This window comes from Halorubrum sp. ARQ200 (genome assembly GCF_005435115.1).
Taxonomy (GTDB): domain Archaea; phylum Halobacteriota; class Halobacteria; order Halobacteriales; family Haloferacaceae; genus Halorubrum; species Halorubrum tropicale.
Genome location: NZ_SGTZ01000003.1, coordinates 135,072 through 151,436 on the forward strand (window position 1 = coordinate 135,072; position 16,365 = coordinate 151,436).

The following is a 16,365-nucleotide window of genomic DNA, read 5'->3' on the forward strand; positions in this document are numbered from 1 at the left end:
GGTGGCGACGTACACCGCCGACACCGTCTCGCTACTGGCGTATCTCGTCGACGCGCTCCCGCACGGGGCTGACCAGGTGTTCGCCGAGGCAGAAGCCGGGGAAACGGTCATTGAGGCACCGAGTACGGCCCTCGCCGAGGTACTGTACTCGGTCTCTCGCGACAAGGACGTCCGCGGGATCACACTCACCGGGACGCCCGAAGACGCACGGCAGGCGTTAGTCGAAAACGGGCCGGTCTCGGTCGCCCCCGTCGACGAGCCGGAGCTGGCAACGTACGCGCAACTGCTGGGCGAGTTCAGCATCCACGACGGGCTGATCGTCGCCAGCCACCGCGCACGGGAGACGGACGCGATCCTCACGACCGACGCTGTCATCCGCGACGCTGGGTACGAAACGATCTGGAAGGCAGCGATCCGCGAGTAAAGCCGTGGATTCGCTCGTATCGACGCCGTCACATCGTCCGACGACCGACCCGACATCGTCGCTTTGACCGGCACCGAACTCGAACTGGCGGTTGAGACCTGTACTCGTACGCTGATGTGATGCTTTTCACGCGGATCCCTCTCTCCTCGACGGTCGGCGCACCGTACTGTGGTCGGTTTCCGAGCGATTCCCCTAGAGACCCGGTCCGTACTGCTTTGAGACGTGCGGCCCAGCCGGTTGCAATGGCAACCACGAAGTCTCACACGACCAGCGCGATCCCACCACCGCCGACAATTGCGAGTGCGCCGAGCGCGAAACACACCGTCGCGAACGGGACGCGCTCGACGACCCGCATCAGCGCGTCGATGGTGAGGTAGCCGACGACGGCGCTTACGCCGAGTGCGACCGCCGCGGGCACTGGTGCGATCCCTGGCAGCCCGCCCGCGCTCGCAAGGGTGAGGGCGGCCGCACCAACGGATGCGGGAATCGACAGCAGAAAGGAGAGCCGAAACGCGGTCGGCGGGTCGTAGCTGCGGAACAACAGCGTGCTTGCGGTCACGCCTGACCGAGAGATGCCGGGGAGGATAGCGAACCCCTGTGCACTGCCGACAAGAATCGAATCGACGAGTGACGGGGTCTCGCGGCCACCCATGCTCACCGTGTCCGAGGCCCGCTGGAGGAACCCGGTGATCACGAGGAGCACGCCGATGACGGCGATGAAGACGCCGCCCGTGAGGTCGCTGACGAGATCCACGGCGAGAACGTAGAGTGGGATGCCGACGACCCCGGTGAACAGCGACGCCACGACAATGTACGTCGCGATCGCGTGGTCGCCATCGTACGCTGTCTCGGGCCGCCACCCGGGGAGTGTGTTGAGGATAGTCGCGATCTCATCACGGTAGTAGGTTGCGGCCGACAGCGTCGTGCCCAACTGGAGAAACAAGGCGAGTTGGACGGCGACCGCGGGATCCGTGCCGACGAGCGTGAGCACGAGCGAGAGGTTCCCCTGACTCGAGACGGGAAGCCACTCGACGACGCCCTGGACGATCCCGGCAAGTATCGCGACAAGCAGCTCCGTGGTGGTCACTACTCAACCCGGACACGGGCACTCACTTAAGCGGCCGGCTTTGGGCGAGTGAACCTGCGGCGGCTACTTGTCGTCTGAGTCGTCGCTTGGATCGTTACCGGGCGTGTGCTCTTCCTGCGGCTCAGGCGGTTCGAGCGCGGCGAGAAAGAGCCTGACTGGCTGAGTCTCGCGGAGTTCGGTCCAACTCCGCCGCTCGCGGATGGCGAGGGCGCCGGTGATGAGTGTGACGGCCGTCAACGCGAGTCGGGTCGTACCGAGCGTGCCCGCGCCGACGCTCGCTACCCCCACGAGTGCGCCCGCAACGAGGAGTCCAAGGCCGGCGACGACCGCGGGCTGCTGGCGGGTGACCGTCGCGCCCGTCTGGACGGCCCCGGCGACCCGTGACTCTCTGACGGCAGGTGCGAGACGGTCGATGGTCGCGTCAAGAAGGCGAATGGCCGGGCCGACCGTCCACGTCTCTCGGAGGTCGATCACGATCACGTCCGGGTCTGGTTCAGCAGTCAGCCACCGGTACAAGTACGAGTCGCGGACCGCACCGGCGAGCCACTGTCCTAGCCGGCCGAGTCGGGAGCCCTGGACCGCTCGTTGGACGGTGCTATCGCCCGGCAGCTCCTCCGAGTCGGCCGTGTTTTCCATCTGTGAGTTCATTGGCCTGTCACGCGTATGGGGGTTACGACTCCGATGGGCCCTGATGCGAGTGCGGTATCTGCTGGGTCTCTGATCAGCCTCCCACGCTGACGACGGTCGCCTCAATGACCACCGTCCCGAGATCGAGAGTCACGGTCGACCCCTGCCGAAGCTGCTCGCCCTTGAACGTGAGCCCACTTGGCGTTTCGCGGAGCTGCAGGTCGGCGGTGATGGTTACGTCGCGGTTGATCGGGTGATCGACAACATTGACGCTGCCGTTCTCGCCGGTGGTGATGATAAGCGACGGCTCTGTCTCCACGCTCGTAATCCGGGCAACCGTGGTGTCACCGGTGCGTTCAACCATCCCCGGCTCAATGGCGTCTGCGAAGTCCTCGCGCACCTCGTCCATTCGAAGGGTGACCGTCCGAGTTGTCGTTGCACCGAGGCCAAACTCTCCACCGACCTGTTCGATCTGGCTGTCAAGTGTGTACTCGCTTGCAGGGAGCGTTACTGTCTGCCCGCGTCGCACCGGCGTGCCCCCGAAGCGAAGCCGGTCCTGTTGGCGGTGGGCGGTGAGCGTCGCCGCAACAAGGAGCTGCCGGGTGGTCGGCTCCCCGGTGGCGTATGCGGTCACGTTCTCGATTCGAGCCACTGTGCGGCCGCTCAGCCGGATTTCGTCGCCCGGCGTGACTGCCGCAGCGGTGCCCGCATCGACGTGACTGGACAGCAGCACGCGCTGTTGGGTGGTCGCGAGCGCGTCGCTGTCGCCCACGTCACGAATCTGACCGTTGATCTGATAGCGGTCGGTGGTGATATCGAGTGTACGGCCGAGACGGGGTGGTGCACCACCATAGGTGAGACTGTCCTGACTGTTGAGTTCCCCTTCGAGGGCCACACGGAGGATGATCCGCGTCTGATTGCCCTGCGGTGTGAGATGAACGTCCGTGATGCGGAGCGTGGACGCGCTGTCGGGGCTGTGGGTGTCACCCTCCTCGATTGCGTCAACGATGTACGGGGAGACGGTGCCGACATCAAGTGTCGCGTAGGTGGTGTCCGTCTCCGGTGCGGGTGCAGGACCGTCGGTGAGGACGAACGCGGCGCCCGCAACGACAACGGCAGCGATCAGCAGAACGACGAGCGCGTCGATGACGTTGACGGCCCCGAACAGCCGCCCCTCGTCGTCGATCAACTCCATGGAGATCCCTCCAAGCGCAACATTATCATCGACGACCGGCGCGCAGGTAAAAAGCGTACCCGTTCGCCGATCCGGCACGGGAGCCCGAATCCGCAGGATTTTATCGGTCCTGCGAGACGACTCGGCCATAATGGGTCGCCTGCGGCTCCCGCTCGTGCCACGTGCGATCCGGCTGGCAGGGGTTCTCGCGGTTGCGGCGACAATCCTCTACTTCTCGGTGGTTACACCGCCCGGGAGTGGCATGATTCGAACCGGGCCGTTCGGCGTTCTCCCGTACAGCACATGGCTCCACGGGCTGGCGTACGCCGGCCTCGCGGTGACGCTTGCGTACGCGTTTCAGGATTCGGCGTGGCGCGACCGGACTGTGCTGGTCGTTGTGTTCCTCGTCGCCGTCGGGTATGGCGGGAGCATCGAGCTGCTCCAGTCGACGCTGGACGCGCGAACCGCCGATGTCGGCGACCTGCTCGTGAATGCAATCGGGGCGGCCGCCGCGGCCGTGTGTTGGCGGGTGCTCACGCGGTGGGTGCGGTTCTATCGTGTGCGGCGCGCAGCCGACCTTGAGACACCAGTGCGGTGACCGGCCTGCCTTTTCGCCTGAAGACAGAGGCTGTGGGCAAGATACGACTCAATCAGTCGGTTCAGCAGTTTTGCGGTTCAAGCAAGGCCTGAATGGGAGTCAAGCAGAACAATACAAAGCAACTGGATCGGTTAACGACAAGTATGCGATTGAACAGACGAAAGATGCTGATTGGGCTCGGCGGGGTCAGCGCAAGTAGTGGAGCGCTTATGGGCACGGGTGCCTTCACTTCAGTGGAGGCAGAGCGGACCCTGAGTGTCGAGACCGCGGGGGACGCAAGTGCACTGTTGGGACTGGAATCAACTGACAAGCCCAATGGGGAGTATACCGAACTCACCTCTGAAGGCACAGTTGAGGTAACACTTGATACTGTGAATAAACATGCAGTGACGACAGTCCGAGATGTGTTCCGAGTCACCAATAAGGGTTCTCAACCGGCATTTGTGTATATCAAGGACGACTCCGAAAAGGTACAGTTCTCAGGGTTTTCTAGAAAGGGGAGTCCAAGCACTGGCCTAGTCAAGGACTCACCGATCAGTACGCTTCCCGGCCCTAGAGTCATCGAAGGGCCAGAAAATGCTCTCCGGGTTCCTGTTGGGTTATCCTTCCGCGTAGATGTCGAAGTCGATACAACCGGTTCAACAACGTCACAGACGCTACTGGAGACCGTAACGATCGTAGCCCAAGCCGATCCGCCCGCGGGCAGTCCCTTTGATGATTAGATTTGTCATTCCTTGTGGTCCATAGCTAGAGGATGTAGAGAGTGCGGTTTGGAGCCGGCGAGTTTCGCTGAGTCGACCGTGGCACCAGTTGTCAGCGTGAGTTTCTGTTATCTACTTCTTCGCGGGGTTGAGTGCGTGAGGAAGTAACATACTTTTCTCTTGAGAAGGCCGGTTCAGGGAGCGATTGTAGAGTTCAAGCACTGCTTGAACCCGAGTGTTGTTGACATCAACCCGTGCTCGTCTTCACCCGTTTCAACCACAGGCAGTGCCAGAACACACAGCGGCGTGGTGTAATCACTCCCAGAAGCGTGTCAATCGGCTCAATACAATGACACAAGGGGGTAATAGTCTGATGTAGAGCGACCATGGGAACCCACGGGATGTCCCGCTGGTGCCTATGGGTCGCACGCGAACACCGACGAGGTCAACTACCAATGGCAAACCGACGCAAGTTCATCACCGGATTGGGCGCACTGGCGGCAGGAAGCGCAGCTGCAGTAGGCACGGGCGCGTTCACGAGTGTGAGCGCAGACAGGAGCGTATCTGTTGATGTGGCCGACGACTCAGACGCGCTTCTGGCTATCGAACCACAGGCCACTCCGAACGGGAACGAGTACGCCTCGGTGAATTCCGACGGGACGGTTGAACTCGACTTCAGTGAGACCGACGTTGGTGGCGGCGGGCTAAACCGGAACGCGGAGACAACCATCCGCGACATTCTGCAGGTCCGAAACCAGGGCACGCAGGACGTGATCGTCGGTGTGACGGGGCTGCCTGAGTTCATGAGCATTTATACCGACGACGGTAGCGTCGCCGCCAATGGTAACAGCACGTCGCTAAACCAAGACTCGTACGACCCCTCGTCGGGGAACCTTGCCCTCGTCCGCGTCGGCGAGACGATGGAGGATATCGGTGTCATCTTCCGACTGAAAGGCGAAGACGCTGCGCCGCTTGAAGACTTTAGCGGCACGCTAACGTTCAATGCCGTCGCCGTGAGGGATCTCAACAATCCCGGTCAAGTCCGGAGCCAATACGATATCGACGAGATCGCGAGCGACCCCGAACCCGGGACTGGGACCAGCGGACCGGACTCGCTGGTCACCGCGGAGGTCGACGACGGCGCGACCACCACGATCACGATCAACGTCAACGACAGCATCGTCAGCGGTGACTTCCCGGCGAACACCACTGGGTTCGTCGTTGAGGCCAACCTCGACATCAGTTCGGACGGCTTCGGCGAGAACCCGAACGACGATATGCGACTCGGCTATGCAGGGTCCGGAACGGGCCTGCGGTCGGGCCAGACCACCGATGGTGGGTACCTCCGCCGGAACGTCGGCACCAATGGGAATAACGACCGGAGAGACACCACCGAGGAGAGTCTTGACGGGTTCAGCGCATCTACGATCTCGAACCCCGACGGCGACGGGTACGAACTCGAGATCGATTGGGATGCGGTCGCAGCCGACGATGACTCGGATCTCAGCGGTGTGCCCTCCGAGTTCCAAGTTAACGAGGTGTTCATCCGTGACGGTGGTGGCGGCGTTGCGCAAACCTCCGCGAACTCTGTGGCACTGGGTATCGGTGAGACCTACTCGACCAGCTAAGTAGCCACAAGTCTGCGGCCTCTCCTACGACAGCACGCGACCCCTTGCGGTCGCGGCGTGGGCCCCGCCCGCGTGACGGCGGTTCGACTCCACCGGTGGGTTCCTCGGCGCGGTTTAACGGTAACGAGCAGAATTCCACGGGTCACCGCACCCGTGGATGAATGCGACAATCGCCCGAGTTAAACCGAATCATTAACTCCCGCATCCCAACGTGTTAGTTAGTGGAGCAGACGTTCAAGTATCGAGTGTACCCGACAGAAAGCGTGGCGAGCGAAGCTCGCAGACACATCAACATCTGCCGGGAAGTGTACAACCACGCACTCAGAATATACGACTCTGCCCCAAACGGCGACAAGCCAACGTACACCCAACTCCAGAACAAACTCCCTGCGTGGAAACGACAGTGGACAACGTGGAGTGACGTGAACTCCAAGTGCTTGCAGATGGCCGTCCGACGCATCTTTTCGAGCCTGAGTGTTCTCAAGTCACTCAAGTCCAAGGGATACAACGTTGGGAAACTCAAGTGGAAATCACCACGAGAGTACCGCAGTATCGTGTTCAACCAATCTGGCTTTGACGTGGATAGTAACACGGGCCGAACCGAACACGCCACTTTGGAACTCTCGAAAATTGGCACGATAGATGTGGACTACCATCGCCCACTTCCCGAAGACGGCAATATCAAAGAAGTTCGTCTCAAGGAAGAGAAATCAGGAAAGTGGTATGTGTCGGTCGTTGTTGACCACGACCCAGAACACCCCGAGAAACCCGCTGTCGAAGACATCCGCGTTGAAGATACCGCAGGTATCGACCTTGGCATCCTCAAGTTTGTCCACGATTCTGACGGCAACGCTGTGACGCCGTTGGATGAGTCAGAAGACCGTGAGCGAATCGAAAAACGTCACCGAGCGTTATCTCGCAAGCAACACGGCTCGAACAACTGGGAGAAAGCGCGAGTCAAACTCGCTGAAGCCTACGAACGGTTGGCGAACAAACGCAAGGACTTCATCGAGAAACTTGCTCACTCGTACACGACACAGTACGACGCCGTGTTTTTGGAGAAACTCAACGTTCGCGAGATGCTTAAACAGGATTCGAATGGGCGGAACATCGCGTCTATGTCGTGGAGTGAGGCCATCAAGACGTTCGAGCGTCACGGGAATAAGAACGGTTGTCACGTCGTTACGGTTCCACCAGAAGGAACAACAAAGCGGTGCGCTCGGTGTGACGTTGAGTCTGACAAAGCACTCTGGGTTCGTGAACACTCGTGTCCGGGTTGTGGGTTCGAAGCTGATCGGGACGAGAACGCTTCGTACAACGTTCAGAAACTTGGGATGGACGAGTTGGGTGTGGATTACGAGGTGGATGCGGTAGTAGGTCTGGGAGAGGCCGAATCAACGCCTGCGGAGACTGCGCTCCCTTCGGGTGCGGACGTGAACGACGAATTGTCGTTCCGTCTCGTGCCTGCAAAGCGCGTCGTAGAAACAGGAAGCCACGGGTCACCCGACCCGTGGTAATTCACCTGTGGGAAGATGTCACGACAGTTTTCTCTCGTCTCTGTCGCGGCCCACAGCTGTCTCAATTTTGATAATCTTGACGATGTATTATTATACTCTACTATACCAGCGATAGTATACAGACGAGTTTATTAGTGTACCATGACCTCACACACCACTCAACGCCTCCGAGAGATTACTTACAGGCACTTAGCAACTGCTTTGTGTGCTATGTGTCTCCTACTCCTACTCGTATATACCGGGGTTGGATCTGTAACGGCAGAGGAGACAACAGTCAACATGACTATAGATAACGAAGACGCTACGGGTGGGGCTGAATTAGTCGTCTTTGAAGACCCAGAGACAAACATTACAGTCACGGCAAATACTCCGATAGATCTACTCGAAATTCGTGTTAATGGTGACATCTACCGTTCATACCGGCCAAACTCCACCCAGTTTGACCGCTCTCTTACACTTGAGTTAGACCCTAACGAGAACACTGTTGAGACAATTGTGAAAACGGACGGGATAACAACGATACAAACCGCCGTAACAAAGCATACCGCAGCGCCCCGTGTGCGATATACCTCGCCGTTCTCGACAACGATCAAAGGGGGGCCAAATAGCACAGTAAACGTGACGAGTGGACAGGTTACACTAGCTGGTGATCTCCATACGATGTTAGATGTTGAGCGGGTTCGAATTGAACGAACCACTGACTACGGACCCGGTGAAAATAGCTCTCAAGTCGACCGAAGAATCCATCGCATTTCGAATCCCGGGGATTCATTCTCGCAAGAACTGTTACTCGCAAACGGAACGAACGAGATTGTAGCGAAGTACACGGATAGTCGAGGCCGCACAAACACCGATCGGTTCTCGATCATTCTTGACGATGAAACTGACCCGCAGATTGAGTTCACAGCTGAAAATGAAAGCTACACTGACACCGCCCACGTTAGTGGAATAGTCCGAGATGAGACTAAACTCACGCGCGTTGAAATAAATCGGACCTCCAATAACGGGTCACAGGTACTGCTGCTGAGTGGAAACGCAAAGCCAAACCCAGATATGCTGAAATATGAATTTGATACGACAGTGGATTTATACGATGATAACGATGATAACGAGTTTCAAATCACAGCAGAAGATGCTGCTGGGAACATCCGGAATAGGACGCTTTCAATTCGGTATGATCCTGAGCCAGATGTGAGTGTTACAGAGGCGACTACTAATGTAGAAACAGAAACAGTCCGCGTTACCGGGACAGTTTCGGATGCAGAGATTGGTCAGGTTACGGTTGAGACAGTTGACACACGCACTGGTGAACGGATGGACCTCGTTCGACCGTATTACGCAGGGGGCTTTACTGATAAAGTGAATATTGATCAAGAGCTCAAAGCCTCTCCTGAGAATACACTGGTGTACGTGTTGGTCAAGTATCGTACTGGAGAGTATACAACAAAAATCACGCCAGACGTCCCAGATACACAACAGGACACAGACGCTGACACTGACACAGCGTCTGCCACTACCACAAACTCAACAAATTCTACGGAAACGAATACGACGACACAGAACGCACGCAGTGAGGACACAGGTAACAAAAGCGTTAGCGGTACAGATGGTCCCAGCGGGGACGGGTCACCATCGGACACTGGGTCAGAGTCTCCGACGCTTCTCCCAATTCGCACACGTGATGCTCTTGGTGGAATCGTTATTGTGGGAGGGACTTACCTACTTGGACATTGGGTTTGACATCCTCCCCGCGCTAAATCAAAGGGGTTGAAGCGGGAGACTTGAGTTGCTCATGGCGCAAATCTCCCACTTCAACGGGCAAGTTGTGCCGGTTGCTCAAAGAGTTACTGGTGATGGAGGCGAATCCGCCGCCACCGTCCGGGGCGGCGAATCCGCCGACTACACACTCGCTTCCCTCCATTGTCTCCGGATTTGCCTCGACAGAGGGTGTCATAGAACAGTTCACATACCTCTGTATAGCGACCTGTATCAAGAGTGGCTCCAATTTCTGACGCTATTCTTCGAACTCATCTAGACAAATATTCTCTCGTGTCCCCTATGATAACAGTTCTATGACAACCTTACCGTCACTATACTGGTTGGAAATACGAAACCGCAATTCGATCGCTCTACGAGTAGACTGAGCTCAAGAAATTAATTCGCTGATGTCAGTCCTCAAGTCCGAAGTCAGCAAGTGAGTGCGTATGATGCCATACAGCGACCACCTCGTCAACATCGAATGTGAGGACGCCGTCTGTCAACTGAATCTTGATGACCCCGTCTTCGATCTCTGAATCGTGGAGATGCATCTCCAGCGGTTCATCAAACTCTGAAACTGCGAGCATTAGTTCACCCTTTTCTTCCAGCTCCGATTGGAGTTCCGCTGTTTCAACCACCATCGTACTACTGAATACGGGTTTAGAAAAAGTAAAGATTTGTTTCTTTCCTAAAAACCTATTTTCGTAGAAGATGTTAATTGTCTGGATACCACAAGACCACTATCGTTGGATCTATGCTGTTGGTCACGTTTGTTACGTCTCAATCGGCGTGTCAGATAAATTGAATCACCAAATTAATCGCTCTGAGGGCGTCATAGAACAGTTCACATACCCTCTGTAGGGCGATTCGTATCAATAGTGGCTCCAGTTTCCGACGCTATTCTTCGAACTCAACTAGACAAATACTCTCTTGTGCCCCCCATGATAACAGTTCTATGACACCCTCGCTATGACAAGCAATCGCTTCGTGAAAGTCTGCGTGAGTTCGGGATCAGACCGCTGATCAAGCACCGCATCTTCGCACCGTACGACCACGCACACAACATCAGAATCGACGATAACCGCTACACTCAGCGCTCTAAGACCGAAATCGTGAGCTTAGCTTTCAAGCGCTCGCTCGGCTTCGCTGTATAAGCGTGGTCCTGGTTCGGTGAGTTCTGGGGAATCGCGCTGGTTCGGCTGCACCGTGGGCTTCCAACTCGAACGTCTGTGAACAGCACCCGCCCGTGAGACGCGACGCTTATTAGGATGTGCCTGACACGTTGTAGCGATGGATACCGGCTGGCAGTATCGGATCGCGAGCGTGGGGGGCGTCGCCGCGCTAGTCACGGTGGCTGTGATGCTCGTCAACAACGGCACCGTCCAAGCGGCCGTGTCAATGGTCCCTGTCGTTGGGCGGCTACCCGTTGACCCGCCGGCGGGCGCAGAGTTCGTCATTGAGGTTGTACTGACCGTGGCGGTGGTGGCGGGCGCATTCATTCCCCTGTACAAGCCACGCCCGCGGCGGATCCTCGACATTATCGCGCTCGCGCACAAGCGTGTCTTTGTGGCCGTGTTCGCCTTAGCGACGATCGGCTACTTCGATTACACGTACAAGGTGCCGCGGCTAACACTAGTGTTGATCACGCCGATGCTACTCGTCATCCTGCCGGCGTGGTTCATCTGGCTGCGCCGCCCGGAGGCCCGCAGCGAGCGGGCGATTGTTGTTGGGGATGATCCTATCGAGATTTCGCGTGTCGCTGAGGCTGGGCGTGAAACAGATCTCGCGCTGCTTGGATATCTGTTTCCAACACGGCCACAAGGTCACTTGGGGGAGAACCACGGAGCAACAGACGCCGATATGATGTCCGCCGCAGATGGTGGCTACCGGATAGAGACTGGCCTTGATCAGTTGGGTGGCCTTTCTCGGCTTGAGGATGTGTTGGTCAACCACGACATTGACACCGTGATCCTCGCGTTTGGGGAGACAGACCGGGCTGAGTTCTTTGGCACGCTTGACGCCTGCTATGAGCACGGAGTCGCCGCAAAGGCCCACCGCAATGCTGCCGACGCTGTGCTGCTCGCAGAGGACGACCCGGGCGTGCTCGTTGATATTGACATCGAGCCGTGGGATATCCAAGATCATCTCGTCAAGCGAGCTTTCGATGTTGGGTTTGCGGGGATCGGACTGCTTGTGCTTTCTCCGGTGATTGTCGCTATCGCCATCGCGATCAAACTGGATGACGGCGGATCAATACTTTATGAGCAGGAGCGGACAGCCGTATTCGGTGAAACGTTTGACGTGTACAAGTTCCGCTCAATGGTCGAAAACGCTGAGTCGGCGACCGGCGTGAAGATCAGTGATGAGGACGAAGGAGGTGTTGACCCTCGAGTGACACGTGTTGGGCGGGTGCTCCGCCAAACACATCTCGACGAGATTCCACAGCTATGGGCAGTGTTATCGGGGAAAATGAGCGTTGTTGGGCCGCGGCCGGAGCGCCCTGAGATCGATGCCGACATTCAACACGGTGTCGATGACTGGCCGAAACGGTGGTTCGTAAAGCCCGGGCTCACCGGCCTCGCACAAATCAACGACGTGACGGGGAAGGAACCGGGCCGGAAGATCCGATACGATCTACAGTATATCAAACGACAGTCATTCAGCTTCGATATGAAGATCGTAATTCGGCAAATTTGGAAAGTACTCGCGGATACTATGCGTCTCGTTACAGAGAGCTCGAAGTAGACTACTGGATTACCGCCCTGTGTCATGTCCTACTGGAGCCTCGGAAATCGTGGTGGCTTGCAACGACCAATCACTGGCAGAGAAATCAAAAACCGACAGCACTTACAGTTGAGCTATAGAGACCTCTTATGAACACACCGACAGGTCAGTCGATACTTGTGACCGGTGGTGCCGGCTTTATCGGAAGTCACCTCGTCGAGACGCTGGTTACTGACAACGACGTCACCGTTCTCGATAATCTTTCGAGCGGCCGTCGCGAGTGGGTTGCTGACCAAGCGACTCTCATTGAAGCCGACATCCGAGATTCAGAGGCAGCGGAAGAGGCAGCCGCGGGAGCAGACCTCATTTTTCACGAAGCAGCAAACGTGAGCGTTGAACAATCCGTCGAGGAGCCGGTGGACAGCCACGAAGTAAACGTGGATGCGACGCTCCAGCTGCTTGAATGCGCTCGGAAGGAAGGTGCCCGATTTATTTACGCGTCAAGTGCGGCAGTATACGGAACTCCAGACTCGGTGCCAATTCGAGAAACGGACCCGAAGGCACCAGCGTCTCCATATGGATTAGAAAAGCTCACCGCTGAGGAGTATTGTCGGCTCTACAACGAGCTGTACGACGTAGAGACGATTATGCTTCGGTATTTCAATGCGTACGGACCGCGCCAGCGCGGTGGGCAGTACAGTGGTGTTATCGATGTCTTCCTCGGGCAAGCGCGTCGTGGAGAAGATATCACCGTTCACGGAGACGGCGAACAGACGCGTGACTTTGTCCACGTCGACGACGTCGTTGCCGCAAACTGCCTTGCCGCGGTGAACGGAACACCCGGAGAGGCGTACAATATCGGTACCGGGAAGAGTATTAGCATCAAAGCTCTCGCACAGCTGATCGTTGACACAGTTGAGTCAGATTCGCGTATCACCCACGTCGCAGCTCGTGACGGAGATATCGAGCGAAGTCGCCCATCAATACAGAAAGCTCGTGCTGAGTTGGGGTTCGAGCCCAGCCGATCGCTTGGGTCTGAGATTGAATCCCTCTGTTGAGGAATCGCTGCCCAGAAGAGAGGCAAGGCGGCCAGCGAGGTTGACCCAGCAGTAAGGTTTACGTGTTGCCTGAAGACGTCTTTCACGCCTGTGCGCTCCTTCGGCCGTCGGCCGATGGCGAGTTCCAGCTGAGCGAGGCCGTGGGGGTGTTGGTGCGGGCGGGCTACGAGGTGGCGACGGTTCGGGTGGGTGAGCGGGTGAACGTGAACACGTCGGAGGATATCGAGCGGGCGAGCGAGTTGGTGCGCGGAGAGAGAGTGGGACACAGAAAAACGAGTGTTGAATATCTCCAACCCCTTGTATATATATTTCCTTAGGGCATAGGAGATTCTATGTCGAACGAAACGGACGCTGCCGATCCGAACGCTCCCTCGATGACGCGAGGTGAGCGAATTCGTGCGGCCGCGCGAACGCTCCGAACGCCTCGAACCGCATCGTGGGTCGCCGACGAGACAGAAACCACGACGAAGACGGCCCAGAAGTACCTCGATCAGCTCGTCGAGGATAACGTTTTACAGAAGACCGACCGCGGGAACCAGACGCTCTACTGCGTCGATCAACTGATGGCGACCTATCGCGAAGTCGCGACCCTCCAGCGCGAGCACGACCGGGAAGAACTCGCCGACACCCTGGAGAGGATGCGGGCGCGGATCGCAGAGTGGGAAGCCGAGTACGACGTCGAGTCGCCGAGCGAGCTCCTTGCGAGTATCGCCGAGATCGATACCCCTGACGAGGCCGAGAGACGGCGTGCGATCGCCAGCGAGTGGGACCACCTCGCTGACCGGTTGCCGGTCGTGAAGGCAGCGCTCAAAGAGTACGATTGGGCGACCGATAGAGACGTGGTTCCGGTCTGAACGATGGGGTTGCCGGGAACGATCGACGCGTCCGTCTATACCGGGCTTCGTGACGTCTTAAATCGACATCCCAAAGTTACGACCGTTGGTTTTGCGCCGGACAGTATCTCGAAAGAATACATTCGGGCGAGTGTCGCTCCCGACCGGGTTGAGCCCCCTACTGGTCCAGAGTCCCCACTGCTCGAAGTGGAGTGGCGGTTTCGACGAGCGACGGAATCCTATCGAATCCACTACGCAGATCCGAACACGGGCTTCAACTGTGGGTGGCACCGCGACGAGGATCATCCGGATCTAGGTTCGGTACATTTTCAGTACGAACACCGGAACACGGGGGAATCCGATCGGATACGCGCAGAATTCACGAAATCTGTTCCGACAGAGATTCTGTGGACTGCGCTTCAGCGGTTGTTCGAAACGAAGATTCCAGCATACACGTCGGACCGATAGATGTTCGCCTGAGTAACGCCGCTTTTAGCATCGACAAAAAGGGCAGCTGGTCGTATCGAAACCGGATAGCGGACCGCTCTATGTCTCGGAGGAGCCGAACCAACGGATTGAGTGACTCGTGTGTGTACTGGCCGTGATATGGACGCGGTCATCCCGCTACCGGGCCAAGCAGTCGACTCGACGAGCTGACGGCGGACGGACCGAAGGGACTCGTCGACGTCGCGGGGCGACCTCTCTTCACGCACGTCTTCGAGACGGCGTCAAGGAAACAAACGTCGTGACTGAAGCGAGTGGACGAACAGCGTTACTAAGTAGCACGACGCCAGATCCAACGACATGAGCAGCATCGATCTCCCGTCGGACGTGTTGGACGCAATCGCGGCACCACCAGAGGATCGCGAACCGATCGTCCGGCAGGAACTCGCGGTGTCGCTGTACCGGGAGGAGTATTTGTCCTTCGGAAAGGCACGAGAGCTAGCCGGTCTTTCGAAGGCGGAGTTCCATCGGCTCCTCGGAGAACGCGGGGCGGAGCGACACTACACCGAGGAGGATCTCGCGCTTGACGTCGAGTACGCGCGAGAATGACGGTCGTCTCGAACACGTCGCCACTGTTGAATCTGGCACTCATCGAGCGGCTTCACCTGATCGACGCCCAGTTCGGTGAGGTGGTCGTTCCGGCGGCGGTCTGAAACGAGCTCACAGCCGGCTTTGACGGCCGTGACCGTATCGAAGCGTTCCGCGATCAGGGTGGGATTCGAGTCGTGTCGGCGGAGCCAACCGACCTCCGAATCGAGTTCGAGCGGGAACTCGATCGCGGAGAGGCCGCGGCCATCGCGTACGCCGTCGACGTCGACGCGGACCGAGTACTCATCGACGAGCGTGAAGGCCGGGCGACCGCTACGCGTCACGACGTACGTCGGCCAAGGGAGAGTACCAGCTGAGCGAGGCCGTGGGGTTGTTGGTGCGTGCGGGGTACGACGTGGCGATGGTTCGTGTCGGTGGACGTGTGAACGTCAACACGCCCGCGCACGTGGAGCGGGCGGCGGAGTTGGTGCGTGGGGAGTGAGAACGGTCGTTCCCACGGATCTCTCTCGACGGAAGGCCGGCATGAGATACGCCACGATCGGCCGGACCACGTGTTTCAAGTCGCTGCTCGGCCATTCCGTGGTATGGGAGTCGTTCGGGATCGCGAACACAGTGACGGCGCACCGACGATCGAGGGAACGGGAATTCGCGTCGAGGACATCGCTTCAGCGTACGAACACAGCGGGTACAGCCCTGACGAGATCACACAACTGTACCCCGATCTCAGCCTCGGCGACGTCCATCGAGCACTCGCGTACTACTACGACCACATCGACGACTTTCGGACCTCGTCTTCGGAGCCCGCCTCCGCATGACGCGGCCGCTGTACTGTGACGAGAGTATCTGGATCCCCGTCGCCGATGGTCTCAGTCGTCGCGGGTGGAGCGTTCACACCGCGAGAGACGAAGGAACGGTGGGAGAGTCCGACCGAGAACAGCTCCGGTACGCGGTCGAACACGACTGGATTCTGCTGACCTTCGACGACGATTTTCTCTCACTCGTCGAAGGGGAAGAGATGGAACACAGCGGAATGATATACGTCCGACAGGCCGGACGGCGGATCGGTGACGTTGTGAAAGTCGTCGACGAGCACCTACAGAACCGTTCGGAAGACGCTCCACCGGTCCAGTATCTGTGACGTCCATCTCGAAGGACCGGATCGGTGTGGGATCGGTCGTGTACT

General features: G+C 58.0%; 18 protein-coding genes and 1 pseudogene. 15 read left to right on the forward strand and 4 right to left on the reverse strand.

Going from position 1 to position 16,365, the window contains the following annotated elements; genetic code table 11:
- The first annotated feature begins 1 nt into the window (after window position 1).
- Window positions 2-424: a hypothetical protein gene (locus EXE50_RS06080; RefSeq protein WP_137704608.1), complete on the forward strand. Its 423-nt coding sequence runs from the start codon at window positions 2-4 to the stop codon at window positions 422-424.
- 259 nt (window positions 425-683) lie between these two features.
- Here the strand turns inward: EXE50_RS06080 and EXE50_RS06085 are convergent, their stop codons facing one another.
- From EXE50_RS06085 to EXE50_RS06095, 3 genes are all read right to left on the reverse strand, one after another.
- Entirely contained in the window at window positions 684-1,511 is an 828-nt protein-coding gene (locus EXE50_RS06085; protein WP_137704609.1) for an undecaprenyl-diphosphate phosphatase, read from the reverse strand.
- A gap of 63 nt (window positions 1,512-1,574) precedes the next feature.
- Window positions 1,575-2,159: a hypothetical protein gene (locus tag EXE50_RS06090; protein WP_241982634.1), complete on the reverse strand. Its 585-nt coding sequence runs from the start codon at window positions 2,157-2,159 to the stop codon at window positions 1,575-1,577.
- A gap of 73 nt (window positions 2,160-2,232) precedes the next feature.
- The gene (locus EXE50_RS06095) at window positions 2,233-3,333 is read right to left on the reverse strand and encodes a DUF4330 family protein (protein WP_137704610.1); all 1,101 of its coding nucleotides are present in this window, start codon (window positions 3,331-3,333) and stop codon (window positions 2,233-2,235) included.
- Between the two features lie 130 nt (window positions 3,334-3,463).
- Between EXE50_RS06095 and EXE50_RS06100 the strand changes: the two genes are divergently transcribed.
- From EXE50_RS06100 to EXE50_RS06120, 5 genes are all read left to right on the forward strand, one after another.
- Window positions 3,464-3,910, forward strand: coding sequence for a VanZ family protein (locus EXE50_RS06100; RefSeq protein ID WP_137704611.1), 447 nt, complete (start codon window positions 3,464-3,466; stop codon window positions 3,908-3,910).
- A 92-nt stretch (window positions 3,911-4,002) separates the two neighbouring features.
- Entirely contained in the window at window positions 4,003-4,632 is a 630-nt protein-coding gene (locus EXE50_RS06105; protein WP_206750610.1) for a hypothetical protein, read from the forward strand.
- A gap of 434 nt (window positions 4,633-5,066) precedes the next feature.
- Complete coding sequence (locus EXE50_RS06110; RefSeq protein ID WP_137704613.1) at window positions 5,067-6,239, forward strand: hypothetical protein; 1,173 nt, start codon at window positions 5,067-5,069, stop codon at window positions 6,237-6,239.
- Between the two features lie 221 nt (window positions 6,240-6,460).
- Window positions 6,461-7,756 carry an RNA-guided endonuclease TnpB family protein gene (locus EXE50_RS06115; protein ID WP_137704614.1) on the forward strand — a complete coding sequence of 432 codons (1,296 nt, stop codon included), beginning with the start codon at window positions 6,461-6,463 and terminating at the stop codon, window positions 7,754-7,756.
- Between the two features lie 210 nt (window positions 7,757-7,966).
- Window positions 7,967-9,496 carry a hypothetical protein gene (locus EXE50_RS06120; RefSeq protein WP_137704615.1) on the forward strand — a complete coding sequence of 510 codons (1,530 nt, stop codon included), beginning with the start codon at window positions 7,967-7,969 and terminating at the stop codon, window positions 9,494-9,496.
- A gap of 428 nt (window positions 9,497-9,924) precedes the next feature.
- Here the strand turns inward: EXE50_RS06120 and EXE50_RS06130 are convergent, their stop codons facing one another.
- Entirely contained in the window at window positions 9,925-10,155 is a 231-nt protein-coding gene (locus tag EXE50_RS06130) for a hypothetical protein (protein WP_053772517.1), read from the reverse strand.
- A gap of 327 nt (window positions 10,156-10,482) precedes the next feature.
- Between EXE50_RS06130 and EXE50_RS06135 the strand changes: the two are divergent.
- The 9 genes and pseudogenes from EXE50_RS06135 to EXE50_RS06190 all read left to right on the forward strand — a co-directional run.
- Window positions 10,483-10,665: pseudogene (locus EXE50_RS06135) on the forward strand (IS5/IS1182 family transposase); the annotation flags it as partial.
- A 139-nt stretch (window positions 10,666-10,804) separates the two neighbouring features.
- Complete coding sequence (locus EXE50_RS06140; protein ID WP_137704616.1) at window positions 10,805-12,259, forward strand: sugar transferase; 1,455 nt, start codon at window positions 10,805-10,807, stop codon at window positions 12,257-12,259.
- A 128-nt stretch (window positions 12,260-12,387) separates the two neighbouring features.
- Window positions 12,388-13,296: an NAD-dependent epimerase/dehydratase family protein gene (locus tag EXE50_RS06145; protein WP_077152321.1), complete on the forward strand. Its 909-nt coding sequence runs from the start codon at window positions 12,388-12,390 to the stop codon at window positions 13,294-13,296.
- 65 nt (window positions 13,297-13,361) lie between these two features.
- Window positions 13,362-13,613: a hypothetical protein gene (locus tag EXE50_RS06150; RefSeq protein ID WP_240471169.1), complete on the forward strand. Its 252-nt coding sequence runs from the start codon at window positions 13,362-13,364 to the stop codon at window positions 13,611-13,613.
- Window positions 13,614-13,670: 57 nt separating this feature from the next.
- Window positions 13,671-14,150, forward strand: coding sequence for a hypothetical protein (locus EXE50_RS06155; protein WP_053772565.1), 480 nt, complete (start codon window positions 13,671-13,673; stop codon window positions 14,148-14,150).
- Window positions 14,151-14,933: 783 nt separating this feature from the next.
- Window positions 14,934-15,182, forward strand: a complete 249-nt coding sequence (locus tag EXE50_RS06170) for a UPF0175 family protein (protein ID WP_137704617.1) — start codon at window positions 14,934-14,936, stop codon at window positions 15,180-15,182.
- Between the two features lie 176 nt (window positions 15,183-15,358).
- Entirely contained in the window at window positions 15,359-15,538 is a 180-nt protein-coding gene (locus EXE50_RS17360; RefSeq protein ID WP_053772521.1) for a hypothetical protein, read from the forward strand.
- A gap of 228 nt (window positions 15,539-15,766) precedes the next feature.
- A complete protein-coding gene (locus EXE50_RS06185; protein ID WP_014556651.1) occupies window positions 15,767-15,997 on the forward strand; it encodes a DUF433 domain-containing protein in 231 nt (76 codons plus the stop codon).
- Window positions 15,994-16,320, forward strand: a complete 327-nt coding sequence (locus EXE50_RS06190) for a DUF5615 family PIN-like protein (protein WP_053772522.1) — start codon at window positions 15,994-15,996, stop codon at window positions 16,318-16,320. Before EXE50_RS06185 ends, EXE50_RS06190 begins: the two co-directional genes overlap by 4 nt.
- The last annotated feature ends 45 nt before the right edge of the window (window positions 16,321-16,365 follow it).

What these genes read in the sequence shown, in the direction of transcription:
- EXE50_RS06155 (WP_053772565.1), top strand. Translation starts at nt 13,671, where the DNA reads ATGACGCGAGGTGAGCGAATTCGTGCGGCCGCGCGAACGCTCCGAACG.
- EXE50_RS06130 (WP_053772517.1), bottom strand. Translation starts at nt 10,155, where the DNA reads ATGGTGGTTGAAACAGCGGAACTCCAATCGGAGCTGGAAGAAAAGGGT.
- EXE50_RS06190 (WP_053772522.1), top strand. Translation starts at nt 15,994, where the DNA reads ATGACGCGGCCGCTGTACTGTGACGAGAGTATCTGGATCCCCGTCGCC.
- EXE50_RS06090 (WP_241982634.1), bottom strand. Translation starts at nt 2,159, where the DNA reads ATGAACTCACAGATGGAAAACACGGCCGACTCGGAGGAGCTGCCGGGC.
- EXE50_RS06095 (WP_137704610.1), bottom strand. Translation starts at nt 3,333, where the DNA reads ATGGAGTTGATCGACGACGAGGGGCGGCTGTTCGGGGCCGTCAACGTC.
- EXE50_RS06105 (WP_206750610.1), top strand. Translation starts at nt 4,003, where the DNA reads ATGGGAGTCAAGCAGAACAATACAAAGCAACTGGATCGGTTAACGACA.
- EXE50_RS06110 (WP_137704613.1), top strand. Translation starts at nt 5,067, where the DNA reads ATGGCAAACCGACGCAAGTTCATCACCGGATTGGGCGCACTGGCGGCA.
- EXE50_RS06100 (WP_137704611.1), top strand. Translation starts at nt 3,464, where the DNA reads ATGGGTCGCCTGCGGCTCCCGCTCGTGCCACGTGCGATCCGGCTGGCA.
- EXE50_RS06140 (WP_137704616.1), top strand. Translation starts at nt 10,805, where the DNA reads ATGGATACCGGCTGGCAGTATCGGATCGCGAGCGTGGGGGGCGTCGCC.
- EXE50_RS06120 (WP_137704615.1), top strand. Translation starts at nt 7,967, where the DNA reads ATGTGTCTCCTACTCCTACTCGTATATACCGGGGTTGGATCTGTAACG.
- EXE50_RS06170 (WP_137704617.1), top strand. Translation starts at nt 14,934, where the DNA reads ATGAGCAGCATCGATCTCCCGTCGGACGTGTTGGACGCAATCGCGGCA.
- EXE50_RS06185 (WP_014556651.1), top strand. Translation starts at nt 15,767, where the DNA reads ATGGGAGTCGTTCGGGATCGCGAACACAGTGACGGCGCACCGACGATC.
- EXE50_RS06145 (WP_077152321.1), top strand. Translation starts at nt 12,388, where the DNA reads ATGAACACACCGACAGGTCAGTCGATACTTGTGACCGGTGGTGCCGGC.